The organism is Corynebacterium sp. sy017 (assembly GCF_017918135.1).
Lineage (GTDB): Bacteria > Actinomycetota > Actinomycetes > Mycobacteriales > Mycobacteriaceae > Corynebacterium.
In genome coordinates, this window is the sequence record NZ_RZUE01000001.1 from 147260 (window position 1) to 160363 (window position 13104).

Here is a 13104-nt window from a genome sequence, read left to right on the forward strand (position 1 = left end):
TTAATTATTCTCGATATCACGATGGATAACGGTAACGTCTAAATCTCCTTGCTCTCGAAATCTTCGCCCCAATTCCTCTGCAATAGCTACTGAACGATGATGCCCACCAGTACACCCAATAGAAATGGTGATGAAATTTTTTCCTTCATGCTTAAAGCCGTCTCGCATATCACCAAATAAGGACTCAAAGTTATCCAAAAAAGCCTGCGCTGATGGCTGTGCCAAAACATAATCTGCCACTGGCTTATCTACACCACGAAATGGTCGCAACTCAGGTACCCAAAAAGGATTGGGTAAGAATCTCACATCAACCATGATGTCTGTATCGCGAGGCGAACCATGCTTAAATCCAAAAGACTGCACTGTAACGTGTTGCAATTTATTAGCGATCGACGAAAAATTAGCCTCAATAGCTCGTCGCAAATCATGAACAGATAAATCAGAAGAATCAATTACTACATCTGCTGTTTCTTTGATCACAGACATAATCTCACGTTCACGATTGATTCCTACCTGCAAAGTACCGCTGCCTTGGAGTGGATGAGTACGACGCAAGTTATCAAACCGCTTAATAAGCACATCATCACGAGCATCCATATAAAGAACCAAAGGTGCCAAACCTTTATGCGCTAACTCTTGTATTACCTGCTCTAACGTGCCGTGAAAATCAAGAGAACGCACATCACATACCAATGCGATCTTATCTGTGGGGCTTGCTGAATCTGTGGTTTTTTCTAAAAATTCCACAACAAATTGCGGTGGTAGATTCTGCACCACATACCAACCCATATCCTCCAGCACTCGTGCGGCTGAGCTCAATCCTGCCCCGGATAATCCAGTAACAATCACTGGTGGAATTGCTGTTTTGGGTTCGTTTGTTAATCCATTGCTATGCATACTAGCGATTGTAGCTCTTAGTGCTCGTGTGTGTCTGCACCTTCTTCAGTATGTAGCGCATGGAAGATCGTCGCTGATAATGCTGGGCCGATCCCTTTTACTTCCTGTATTTGCTCAATTGTTGCTTCTTTGAGCTTTTTGAGTGAGCCAAAATGTTTTACCAAGTCAGTCCGTCGTTGAGTGCCAAGACCAGCAATAGCATCGAGTTGAGAGTGTCTCATACGCTGAGAGCGCTGTTGCCTATGAAAATTAATCGCAAAACGATGCGCCTCATCACGAATGTGTTGAAACAAAAATAATGCTTGAGAATTACGCGAAAAGATAAGTGGTTCTTCTTCTCCAGGTAGCCAGATCTCTTCCAAGCGCTTCGCTATGCCAATAAGCATCACATCATCAATTTCTAATTCATCAAAAACTTTTTGAGCTGCATTAACTTGAGGAGCACCACCGTCGACGATAAAAAGCTGTGGTGGATATGCAAAACGTGCAGTGTCATGTTGCTGAGCCGACTCAGCTAATTCCTCAGTAAAAGATGTCTCTTGTGCGTCCAACTGTGGCATAAAAGTTTTATCTTGCTTATGCCGCAAAAATCTGCGTCGGACTACTTCGGCAATGGAGGCAACATCATTAGAATGACCATCACCTGCGGCTTCTTTAATTTTGTAGCGACGATAATCGGATTTCTTTGCAATCCCATCCTCGAATACCACCAATGAAGCCACAACATCACTACCTTGAATATGCGAAATATCTGTGCATTCAATGCGTAACGGCGCCTGAGCCATACCCAATACTTCTTGAATTTCTTGTAATGCCGCAGAACGCGCGGTCAAGTCTCCTACGCGTTTTAATTTGTGCTGCCGCAATGCTTCTTTAGCATTACGACGCACAGTGTCACTCAATGCACGTTTTTCACCACGAACAGGCACACGCACATCAACTTTTGTGCCACGAAGTTGACTAAGTGTTTCAATAAGCGCATCGCAATCAAGTGGTTCAGTATCCACCAGAACTTCTTTAGGTATCACACTATAGTGGTGGGTTCCGTAAAGTTTCTCATCATTGACCCCAGCAGCATCGTCGACAGCAAGCGTTTGCTCATCTGCGTCAATGCTGCCAGCTATCACTGCTTTTTCACTAGCAAAAGTTTGCTTTTCTTGCTCAGTAGCATCGGTGTAGAAACTAATAATAAAGCCACTCAACAACTCAGCAAGACCTTGTTCAGTAGCATCAGTTCTTTCCACTATCCAACCGCGCTGTCCGCGAATTCGACCAGAGCGCACATGGAAAAGCTGAATCGACGCTTCAAGCTCATCAGCTTCTACTGCTATGACATCAGCATCGGTGCCGTCACCAAGAACCACAGCTTGTTGCTGTGTTACCTTATTGACCGCTTCGACTTTATCACGCAATTGAGCCGCTTTCTCAAAGTCAAGATCCGCCGCCGCCTGATGCATCTGCGCAGTTAAATCACGTACTACGGCATCAGTATTTCCTGCGAGAAAAGAACAAAACCCAGTTACAATTTCTCGATGCTGTACCGGGGTAACTCTATCGACACACGGTGCAGCGCATTTATCTATATAGCCTAAAAGACACGGACGCCCTAGTTGCTTTTGCCGGTTAAATACTCCTTTGCTGCAGGTACGAACTGGAAAAATACGGCCAAGCAGATCTAGTGTTTCTCGGATTGCCCAAGTATGCGAATACGGACCGAAGTATCGTACCCCTTTGCGCCTTGGACCGCGATATAAAAAAGCACGCGGTATTTCTTCCCCCACCGATACTGCCAATACCGGATAACTTTTATCATCGCGAAAGCGCACATTAAACCGTGGATCAAATTTCTTGATCCACGTATATTCTAGTTGCAAGGCTTCTACTTCATTAGCAACAACTGTCCATTCCACGCTTGCAGCTGTGGTCACCATTTGCCGCGTACGCGGGTGCAGCATGGATAAGTCTTGGAAATAATTAGATAGACGTGCTCTCAGGTTTTTTGCTTTACCGACGTAAATGACACGGCGTGAGTCATCACGAAACTTATAAACACCTGGGTCAGTGGGAATGGTTCCTGGAGCTGGTTTATAAGTAGTTGGATCAGCCACAATAAATAATTAGTCCTTAATCTTCTGGCATATATTGTTGTTCTAATTCACGAAGAGCAGTAACTGCTTTCACGCTTTCCACGCCATCTGCAGATTGAATCGCCCACATGGGTACATACTCGAAATCTGGTAATTCTAAGCGAGCAATACGCGCTCCCTCAGGAAAATTAAGACCATAAATTACCGACCAAGGGTAGAAACGCGAACCAATAAAATTGCGCACATCAACGCCATCTGCGTTAACGCGAACTCGTGGTCGCCTAAGCCCGAAGAAAGCAACTCCAGCGAAAATACACCCGACAAGCGCATAACCCCATTGGTCAATAAGAGTTACTGTGGTACCAGTATCACCGATAGCAACAAGCACTGCTAATACAATGTGAATGACGACGATTACTACTGCCGCAATAATAGCCAGAAACTTCATCTTTTTACTTGTTATTTCTAGCTCCCACGGCAAAGAAGTAGTCAATGCAGCATCTGCTGCTACATAGCGCTGTACTTGGTCTTCACTGAGACTTTCCCTAGCTGTATTATCATCAGGTGCAGTAATCATGCTCTATCTTCTATCTCACATCTATCAAACTATGCTTCTGAGCACGTGCGCAGTATGTAGTGCTGCAATCATCGCCTCAGTGCCTTTGTCCTCAGTAGAATCTGGAAATCCTGCTCGGTCAATCGCTTGCTGCTGAGTATCAACAGTCAAAATACCATTACCAATTGGGGTTGAGGTATCCAATGCAATCCTAGTCAATCCTTGAGTGACAGAATCACATACATAGTCAAAATGGGGTGTTCCCCCACGAATAACACAGCCTAATGCCACAACAGCATCAAACGAGGCTGCTAATTTTTGCGCCACAACAGGAATCTCTAAAGCACCTACTACCTCGAAACTCTCCACGATTGCCCCATGCGCACGTGCTGTTTCACACGCTGTACGACGCAACTGCGCACAAATTTCACTGTTCCACATACTACTTACGACGGCCACCCGCATACCCTCTGCATCAATGGCATTAACTGATGGTAATCCTTCTTTACTCATGTATAGATTCTCCTGGTTTAGTCAATGATTCAGCTAAGAGGTGTGGTCCATCGCTATCAATATGCGTTACCCACGGTAAAACGTGATGCATACGCTCTTTCTTCGTTCGTAAATAACGGTGATTATCTGAAGTTACTTCTACTGGCAATGCTATCCGATTAACAACAGAAATTCCCACGTCACCCAATTCCTGAACTTTATGTGGATTATTTGTCAGCAGCGCGATCTTCGCTACGCCAAGATCTTTCAGTATATGTGCTGCTGCAGCAAAATCACGTGCATCAACAGGATGACCTAATGCAGTGTTAGCATCTACTGTATCCATCCCTTCATCTTGGAGATGATACGCCTGCAATTTAGCGGTAATCCCAATGCCGCGACCTTCATGTCCACGCATATAGATAACAACGCCACGCCCTTTTTCTGCAATCATACGCAGCGATGAATGCAGCTGTTGACCACAGTCACACCGTCGTGAAGCAAAAATATCTCCGGTGAGGCACTCAGAATGTACTCTCACTAAAATAGGCTCATCAGCGGCTGATACATCTCCCATGACCAAAGCTATATGCTCTTGACCAGTAATTGACCAGCGATAGCTCAACGCAGTGAAGGTGCCGAACTCGGTAGGCAATAATGCCTTTGCAACCTGGTCTACCAAGAGCTCATGACGAAGACGCCATTGTTTCAGTTGCTTTATGCTAATCATTTTTAGCCCATGTTCAGTAGCAAACCTACGCAGCTCTGGTGCCCGTGCCATATCTGTGGGATCTTGTTCAGAGACAATTTCGCATAATGCCGCAGCTGGACGTAATCCAGCTAAACGCGCCAAATCAACAGCTGCTTCGGTATGCCCTTCACGTGCAAGAACCCCCCCTTCACGTGCTCGCAACGGAACAATGTGCCCAGGACGAGTGAAATCTGTCGGCTGTGTACGTTCATCAGCAAGCTGCTGAAGAGTATAGGCACGGGAACTAGCCGAAATACCCGTAGAACCAGTATTAGCATCAACTGTGACCATATATGCAGTTTGACGAGCGTCTTCATTGATATGCGTCATCGGCGGTAATGCTAAGCGTTGACAATCAGAATCAGTCAAAGCAGTGCAAATATAACCAGAAGAATACCGCACCATAAACGCCACTAATTCCGGTGTAGCTTTTTGGGCAGCGAAGATGAGATCACCTTCATTCTCCCTATCTTCATCATCAATAACAACTACCGCTTCACCAGCTGCAATAGCAGAAATTGCCTCATCAATTGTATCGAGAGCGAGTTCTGATGAATCTGTTGCACTATTAATCACGTTTTTCTACTTTACTGCTAGCACCCTGGCAAAGGAAACCTCAACCATTTCTTATGATGTGAGCATCTTTTCCACGTACTTTGCCATCAAATCAACTTCTACGTTCACACGCTCTCCTACCGCTAATTGCCCATGAGTTGTATGCGCCAAGGTGGTCGGAATCAAAGACACCTCAAAGACATTCTTAGCAACAGATGACACAGTAAGTGAAGTACCATTGAGCGCAATTGAGCCCTTTTCGACGACATACCGCGCAAGATCATCCGGTAACTCAAACCTCAGCACATCCCAATTTTCAGAATGTTCTCGAGCCAACAAAGCAACAGTAGTATCCACATGCCCCTGCACTATGTGACCGCCTAACCTGTCCTGCAAAGACAATGCCCGTTCCACATTAACTTCATCACCGAGCTGAAGATTTCCCAATGTCGTTCTATCTAATGTCTCTTGCATAATGTCTACGACGAATGAATGTGCATCAAGCACTGCGATAGTCAAGCACACCCCATTGACCGATATCGAGTCTCCTAAATGTGCATCAGCTAAAATAGTGCGTGCACTAATACGCACCTGCAGCGCATCTTCTAAGCGCTCAATGTGCTCAACCAGTGCTTTTTCTTCAATTATTCCAGTAAACATTCATCATCCTTTTTGCTCTAATGATATTTCAGAGCCGCTCATGCCGCAGCAACGACATAACGTCTTGCCCCAAGAGCACTGTCTGTATTTTTTCAAGTCGAATACAATCTGCCATAGTCTGCGCTAAAGGCTGATTGATGAAACTCTTACCCGCACCCAATAAAATTGGGGCACAATAATCCTGAATAAAATCATACTCACCTGTGCTCAGCACTGAAGAAATAAGCTGTGCACCGCCTTCGACCAAAATGTCACGCATTCCCAACTCCCACAATGACTCTAATGCTGTTGCATAATCATCAAAAAACAGCACCCGATCAGAATCACGAACTAAGTGGTAATGTGCCGGTAATGCTCTGCGTCCCACCACAACACGCATAGGTTGATGCGCATACTCACTACCATTTTTTCTTCGCGCAGTTAATCGAGGATTATCCACTAATGCAGTTCCAGTACCAATAACAATGGCATCACGATGGCTACGATCCTCATGCACATATTCCCTTGCCACCGCGCCTGTAATCCATTTGCTTGTACCATCCACTGCAGCTAGAAAACCGTCGAGAGTCCGTGCCCATTTCAAGGTAATACTCGCGCGCCCTGTTTTTAGCGAACATAACCAAGGCAAAAGCGTCACAACATCTACGTCTAGAAAAATTACCTCCACACCATGATTTCTTAAGTACTCCGCGCCACCCTGGGCAACTGGGTTGGGATCAGCGGATAGATAAATAACGCGCTTTATCCCAGCAGCTACCAAAGCATGACTGCATGGTGGTGTTTTCCCAGTATGATTGCACGGCTCCAGAGTGACTATGGCAGTTGCATTATGGGTAGCCCCCTGGGCGTGAGCTAAAGCATTAATCTCTGCATGGGCACCGCCTACAGGACTTGTCCCGCCACAACCAATAATTGCTCCCTCTTGACTTAAAACTGCAGCACCTACTGGGGGATTGGGGCTTGTTGTTCCTTTAACGCTCTCCCCGGCTGCCAAGGCACAAGCAATGCCTTGCATGACGGACTCGCCTAGCTCAGACGCTAATCCTAGTAATCGCTGTTGCGCATCGTATGAGAGACAACGTCGAAAAGCATCCAGGTCTTTCTGATTGTTATGCACGTGCTAATTCACGCAATCTTGTAATTTCTGCACCTGGATCAGCTGCGCCAAAAACAGCAGACCCTGCCACAAATACATCTACACCTGCATGCGCAGCACTAGCAATTGTGCTGCGCGAAATACCACCATCAATAACAATGAGTGTAGAAAGAGCCTGTTCATCAATGGTATTGCGCAAAAGTCGAACTTTTTCTAATTGCTCAGGCATAAACTTCTGCCCGCCAAAACCAGGTTCCACACTCATCACGATTACTTCATCGAATTCAGATACTACATCTAGGTAATCTTCGATAGGTGTACCTGGCCGCACAGCAAAACCAGCTTTTACACCATGACTGCGAATGAAACGAGCTAGATCTACTGGATCATCATGCGCTTCTACGTGGAATGTAATGCTATGCGCTCCAGCAGCTATATATTTATCCACCCATTTATGAGGTTGCTCAATCATAAGATGAACATCTAATGGTTTATCAGTATGCCTTCCCAGCGCCGCTGTAACATCTGCACCAAACGAAAGATTAGGGACAAAGTGACCGTCCATAATATCCACATGGATCCAGTCGCTATTATCAACTTTGGCGAGTTCTCTATCCAACTGAGCGAAATCAGCAGCTAGTACAGATGGAGCGATAAGCGGTATCCGCTCGTAATTATTTCTGCTAACAGACATATCCACTATCCTACTACCGAGTTCTCATTCACTGGGTGCGATGCAGCAGGCTCTATCACTTCCAAAACAGCAAAGAACATAGCATCGGTGCCATGTCGATGTGGCCACAACTGTACTGATAAATCGTCCCCGGTATGAGGAAGGTCAGCGACAAGGTCATGTGCTGAGATCTCCCGCACAGGCAATGTTGCCACAGCCTGCTCGACAATCTCTCGTGTCTCACGCACATCAGGAGAGCACGTAGAATAAACCACCACACCGCCAACACGGGTAAGAGCTACTGCAGCTGCCAATAGTTCGCCCTGCAATTTCACCAGATTTGCTATCTCTTCCTCTTGTTTATGCCACCTGGCCTCTGGTCGGCGTCGCAAAGACCCTAAACCAGAGCATGGTGCATCAACGAGGACTCGATCATAACCAGGCGTTAAACCACTATCTCTACCATCTGCCTGGTGTACTTTTACAGGTAAATCACGGACGTGTTTGCGCACTAATTCAGCACGGTGAGCCGATATTTCTACAGCATCAACAAAAGCCCCATCGATACGAGCTAAAGAGGCGATAGTTGCAGTCTTTCCACCTGGTCCAGCACACAAATCAAGCCATCGACCATTATCCTGTCCACGCACCGGTGCATTGACCAAAGCACGTGCAATCAATTGACTGCCCTCGTCCTGCACTGCAGCTAAACCTTGACGCACTGCTTCTATTTTCCCAGGATCTCCCGAATCTAAATACACAGCATAAGGCGAATAGTGTCCTTGCTCGCCACCAACAATGAGCGCCAACTCCTCAGCACTTATCTGCCCAGGGTATGCAACCAGATGGACACCTGGGCGCTGTGAATCAGCTTCTAAAGCCACTGCCAATTCTTCCAGTGCTGCATTGTTCTCAGGCGACTCAGTGCAAAGCTGTGGACCATCATAATCATCGATGCCTAAGCTACGTGCAAAACTGCGTGCAATCCATTCAGGGTGTGCATATCGAAAAGCTAGTGCAGCAATGGGGTCACTGGGCTCTAGTCGTGATAACCACTCTTGAGGCTCAGTACGCGTAATAGTGCGCAAAATTGCATTAGCAAAACCTTTAGCTTTTCCTTGCCCAATACACTCGACGATACGTACTGATGTATCGACAGCTGCGTGAGCTTCAACCCTGGTGAACATAATCTGATAAGCGCCTAAACGAATTGCATTGAGCACACCAGTATCAATGCTCTTTAATTCTCGCGAAGCACAATGACGAATAATCGCATCAAGCACACCCAAGCTACGTAAAGTGCCATAAGTAAGTTCGGTTGCAAAAGCCGCATCACGACCGCTGAGTTTTTCATCACGCAATAATTTAGGCAAAATCAAATTGCCAAATGCCTGATCGACATCCACTCGGTATAGCACATCAAAGGCAACTGCACGGGGTAAATCAACACCGCGAAATATGCTCCTGAGTTCTGAACTATGCGATGTATGAGAACCACGCTGAGTAGATCTCGTTTGTGTACTACGCCTAGTGCGCTCCGCAGTATTATTCTGTTTGCTGCTTAAGGAGTGCTCGTGTTGTGATTGCTTCTTGGCGTTATTGCCCCGGCTACGAGAGCGAAAACCGCCGGTGCTTTTGTTGCTCTTATCTGCGTTATTCATACTCAAAAACTAACCCTTCAGTGTCTTTCAAGCCACGCGCCCAATCCGAAGCATTCATCATTTTTTTCCCTGGAGCTTGGATCTGCGATAACAACACAGGATCAGTCCCAGTACCAACAAACACCTTATTTTTTTCAATCACCAATGCGCCCGGTTCTAAAGAAAGCGTCGCTTGGTTCGTTAGCTGAGTAACAGGCGCAATTTTCATGCGCTGACCAGAAAGCATGGTCCACGCACCAGGTGCAGGAGTTACTGCTCGAATGCGTCGCTCAATAGCATCAGCTGGTTGTGTCCAATCAATCTGAGCGTGCGTACTAAGAATTTTTGGCGCGTATGTTGGCTGCCCTTGCTGTGGTTGCGGCACAATCTCACCGGCAGCTAACTTGTCCATAGTATCGACCAAAAGCGTCGCACCCTGGTAAGCAAGACGCGTCAGGAGATCATCTGCAGTATCTGTAGGTGCAATGGGTTCAGTAATACTGCCGAGAATATCGCCAGTATCTAAACCTTCATCTATCCGAAACGTCGTTGCCCCTGTGTGTGTATCCCCAGCTGCAAGTGCCGCTTGTACTGGGGCAGCACCTCGCCATGCAGGCAAAAGTGAGAAATGAAGATTAACCCAACCATGCTGGACAACATCAAGCAATTGAGCTGGGATAAGGTTTCCGTATGCAACCACAGGGATACAATCAACTGATAACTCTTTTATCCGCTGGTAGGTTTCCTGTGCTTTAGGATCGGTTACTTTGAGCGTCGGTGGTTTTAAGATTTCAATGCCATGCTCTTGGGCTAATGCTGCAACTGGCGAAGGGTACAGTGTTCGTCCACGCTTGGCGCGGGGAGCATCTGGTCGGCTCAGCACGGCCACCACTTCGTGTTCTGAGGCTAGTAACTTTTCTAAAGCAACAACAGCTGGCTGAGGTGTTCCAGCAAAAATAAGACGCATAATTTCTGTCTATTCCCTACTTATGTCTTTTGTTTCTACCGCGTGTTGTACACGAGGAATTAGTTATTAAACCACTGCGACTGTCGTATCTGCGCCATAGCTTCTTTGCGTAACTCTGGGCTGAGCTTACGCAAAAATAGCACACCATCAAGGTGATCAGTCTCATGCTGAATACATCGTGCCATTAGCCCTGATGCCACCATTGATACAGGTGAGCCATTGACATCCACTCCGGTTACTTTAACTTTTTCCCAGCGCTTTGTGTCAAATGAAATATCGGGAATGGATAAGCACCCTTCTGTCCCTGTTTGGGTTTCTTCTCCAATTGGTTCCCAAACTGGGTTAATAATATGCCCACGCAATCCAGCTTCAATGTGGGAGCAGTCATAAACAAAAACTCTTTTGAGTACTCCGACTTGATTTGCTGCTAGTCCTACTCCTCCAGCATCATCCATAGTCTCGAGCATATCGTCGATAAGCGTAGCTAGATTATCGTCGAATACGTTTACTTCTTGTGCTCGAGTATTAAGTACAGGATCGCCGAACAGACGAATATCAAGGATGGTCATTTTTCTCGTACTCTTTCTTTTTATGCATAGTCTACTGCCGTCATATCCTACCGCTTATCGACGCCTATCCAAAGGCTAAAACCCAACTATCCGATATAGATCGGATCAACTTGGACTCGAACAATAGGTTGTGCTTTCTTTGCTGACCGAGCTGCAAGCCCTGCACGCAATAATGCGCCTAATGGTTTTTGTGGATCGCGTATGGTTCGCAACAAAATGCGCTGTGGCTGCCCATATTCAGCCTCATCATAATCAGCACCAGGTATTTTAACGCCAGGTGGTAAATCAACTGGTCCTAGTATTTGGACTGTGTCTGGTAGATTCAGACTCTTCACGAACCCATCAATAACATGTACTGGTCCGTCGATAGCTGCCATAGCATAAACCGGTGGGAAACATACTTCTGCGCGTTGAGCCAACTCTCGATGTGCTATTCCGATCATATCCCATCGAATCAAGGCCTGAACGTGCGCTAATCCCGGATCGGCAACAATAATTACCTCACCTCCCTGTGCTGCAGCCATAACCAACGAACTTGCATATGCCCATTTTGCTAACGCATCCTCGGCTGCTCGCAATTGTTGTCTGCCCAATAAAGCCCACGTGTCAAGCAACAAAGCGACCCCGTAACGACCAGCATCTACCTCAGGTTCTGCTCCTGGTGTGCTGACAACGATACAAGGTTCGGCTTTGATGGACGCAACAATTTTATTCCCTCCCGACGTAATAACCTTTACTTGGGGGAACGCTCGACCAATTTCTTCGGCAGTCCTATTGGTGCCCAACACCACAGCTCTTAAACGTGCCGAACCGCATTGTGAACAGCGAAAATGATTATCAAAGCGTCCACACCACCGACATTGTGGAACAGATGAACCTTCGATGCTCAAGCCTTTGTGAGGATTTGTATTCGCTATGATCCCCAGTGGCCCATTGCAATGTCTGCACCGAGCACCATGTCTGCACGACGCACATGCCAGGGTCGGCACATATCCTTTTCTCGGGACTTGGATAAGAACAGGTGCACCACGATCTAGAGACTTTTTTATCGCCCCAAAGGCAATCGACGGTATGCGCAGGGATTGAGCGCGAGGATCACGCTCTAGGGCATAGTCAGAATCAGCGGCTGCATGAATGTGCGGCATAGCTGACCGGATTGTTGTTCTATCGGCAACTAAATCATGCGCCCACCCTGATTCTACAAGCATCTGCATCTCTGCCGTACGGGTATGGGAGAAAGCCAAAAAAGAACATTGTTGCTGACTAGAACGGGTGCTGAGCACTTCTCTACTATGAACATAAGGCGCACGTTGATCGACAAGATTGTCATCGCCATCATCTTTGATAGCCACAAGTCGTAAATTATGCAGTGGTGCGAAAGCCGCACTCCGCGTACCGACAACAATCCGAGCATGACCATGCACTATATCGAGATAGCGTCGATAACGCGCTTGTGGTCCTAAAGAAGCACTAAGCTCAGTGATGTGCTTTGCCGCAACATACCGCTTGAGTTGTTCCTTGAGCTTATCAACATCACGTTGATCAGGCAGGACAATCAGCACTCCACCACCATCTTTAGCAACCTTGACTGCCAGTGGTGCCAGGGTATGCGCCCAATCATCTCCTGGTCTTATTTGCCATGCGGCACGTGCTATTTTTCCTGCTAAAACTGCATCTACAAAAGAAGAACCATAGACATAACTCATCCAAGGTGACAGATCAGGCTCGGTCACCTGACCATGATCTTCCCAATCACTGCACGTATGATTTTTTTCTGCCTGACCATGACGTGCTGGAATAGCTAATCGAATTAAATCTGAAGTAATACCGCCATAACGCACAGTGAGAGCGTCGATAAGCTGCTTAAGTTGTGCAGGATAAACTACCTCTGGCGAAATAACTCGTTCAATCCAACGCAGTTGCCCCTTATGCTGAGCCTGTCCGTGACGATCCAGCACAATGCCGTCGACTAATCTACCGTGAAACTTTATCCGTACCCGGACTCCTGCTTGCACCAGTTTATCCTGCTCAGAATCGATATAATACTCGAATGCTCTATCAAGATGAGCGACTCCAAGCAAAGGCAAGATACTCGCTATCGGTGCGGTCGGCGCAAGCTGTCGGGTGCTAGGCATGGTACGTATTGTACCTATTGTGGAAG

12 protein-coding genes are annotated in these 13104 nt (G+C 46.7%); all 12 read right to left on the bottom strand.

Translation table 11 applies throughout. The features are described 5' to 3' along the window. Positions 1–897 carry an RNase adapter RapZ gene (rapZ, locus tag EML15_RS00670; RefSeq protein ID WP_144272936.1) on the bottom strand — a complete coding sequence of 299 codons (897 nt, stop codon included), beginning with the start codon at positions 895–897 and terminating at the stop codon, positions 1–3. Between the two features lie 17 nt (positions 898–914). Then, entirely contained in the window at positions 915–3005 is a 2091-nt protein-coding gene (uvrC, locus tag EML15_RS00675) for an excinuclease ABC subunit UvrC (protein ID WP_144272937.1), read from the bottom strand. A gap of 16 nt (positions 3006–3021) precedes the next feature. Continuing rightward, a complete protein-coding gene (locus tag EML15_RS00680) occupies positions 3022–3561 on the bottom strand; it encodes a PH domain-containing protein (protein WP_144272938.1) in 540 nt (179 codons plus the stop codon). Between the two features lie 24 nt (positions 3562–3585). Continuing rightward, positions 3586–4053, bottom strand: coding sequence for a 6,7-dimethyl-8-ribityllumazine synthase (gene ribH / locus EML15_RS00685; RefSeq protein ID WP_144272939.1), 468 nt, complete (start codon positions 4051–4053; stop codon positions 3586–3588). Next, entirely contained in the window at positions 4046–5356 is a 1311-nt protein-coding gene (locus EML15_RS00690; protein WP_144273428.1) for a bifunctional 3,4-dihydroxy-2-butanone-4-phosphate synthase/GTP cyclohydrolase II, read from the bottom strand. The genes ribH and EML15_RS00690 overlap by 8 nt, the downstream gene beginning before the upstream one ends. Before the next feature lie 54 nt (positions 5357–5410). After that, positions 5411–5998, bottom strand: a complete 588-nt coding sequence (locus EML15_RS00695; RefSeq protein ID WP_144272940.1) for a riboflavin synthase — start codon at positions 5996–5998, stop codon at positions 5411–5413. 28 nt (positions 5999–6026) lie between these two features. Then, complete coding sequence (gene ribD / locus EML15_RS00700; RefSeq protein WP_255455965.1) at positions 6027–7115, bottom strand: bifunctional diaminohydroxyphosphoribosylaminopyrimidine deaminase/5-amino-6-(5-phosphoribosylamino)uracil reductase RibD; 1089 nt, start codon at positions 7113–7115, stop codon at positions 6027–6029. Further along, positions 7108–7788, bottom strand: coding sequence for a ribulose-phosphate 3-epimerase (gene rpe, locus EML15_RS00705; protein ID WP_144272941.1), 681 nt, complete (start codon positions 7786–7788; stop codon positions 7108–7110). The genes ribD and rpe overlap by 8 nt, the downstream gene beginning before the upstream one ends. A 5-nt stretch (positions 7789–7793) precedes the next feature. After that, entirely contained in the window at positions 7794–9428 is a 1635-nt protein-coding gene (locus EML15_RS00710; RefSeq protein ID WP_144272942.1) for a transcription antitermination factor NusB, read from the bottom strand. Then, entirely contained in the window at positions 9421–10374 is a 954-nt protein-coding gene (fmt, locus tag EML15_RS00715; protein WP_144272943.1) for a methionyl-tRNA formyltransferase, read from the bottom strand. The genes EML15_RS00710 and fmt overlap by 8 nt, the downstream gene beginning before the upstream one ends. A 59-nt stretch (positions 10375–10433) precedes the next feature. Beyond that, complete coding sequence (def, locus tag EML15_RS00720) at positions 10434–10943, bottom strand: peptide deformylase (protein ID WP_144272944.1); 510 nt, start codon at positions 10941–10943, stop codon at positions 10434–10436. An 86-nt stretch (positions 10944–11029) separates the two neighbouring features. Then, positions 11030–13078, bottom strand: a complete 2049-nt coding sequence (locus EML15_RS00725; protein WP_144272945.1) for a primosomal protein N' — start codon at positions 13076–13078, stop codon at positions 11030–11032. Between the last annotated feature and the right edge of the window lie 26 nt (positions 13079–13104).

Coding starts and splice junctions, on each gene's coding strand:
- ribH (WP_144272939.1), bottom strand. CDS start 4,053: ATGAGTAAAGAAGGATTACCATCAGTTAATGCCATTGATGCAGAGGGT.
- EML15_RS00695 (WP_144272940.1), bottom strand. CDS start 5,998: ATGTTTACTGGAATAATTGAAGAAAAAGCACTGGTTGAGCACATTGAG.
- EML15_RS00680 (WP_144272938.1), bottom strand. CDS start 3,561: ATGATTACTGCACCTGATGATAATACAGCTAGGGAAAGTCTCAGTGAA.
- def (WP_144272944.1), bottom strand. CDS start 10,943: ATGACCATCCTTGATATTCGTCTGTTCGGCGATCCTGTACTTAATACT.
- EML15_RS00725 (WP_144272945.1), bottom strand. CDS start 13,078: ATGCCTAGCACCCGACAGCTTGCGCCGACCGCACCGATAGCGAGTATC.
- rpe (WP_144272941.1), bottom strand. CDS start 7,788: ATGTCTGTTAGCAGAAATAATTACGAGCGGATACCGCTTATCGCTCCA.
- EML15_RS00710 (WP_144272942.1), bottom strand. CDS start 9,428: ATGAATAACGCAGATAAGAGCAACAAAAGCACCGGCGGTTTTCGCTCT.
- rapZ (WP_144272936.1), bottom strand. CDS start 897: ATGCATAGCAATGGATTAACAAACGAACCCAAAACAGCAATTCCACCA.
- fmt (WP_144272943.1), bottom strand. CDS start 10,374: ATGCGTCTTATTTTTGCTGGAACACCTCAGCCAGCTGTTGTTGCTTTA.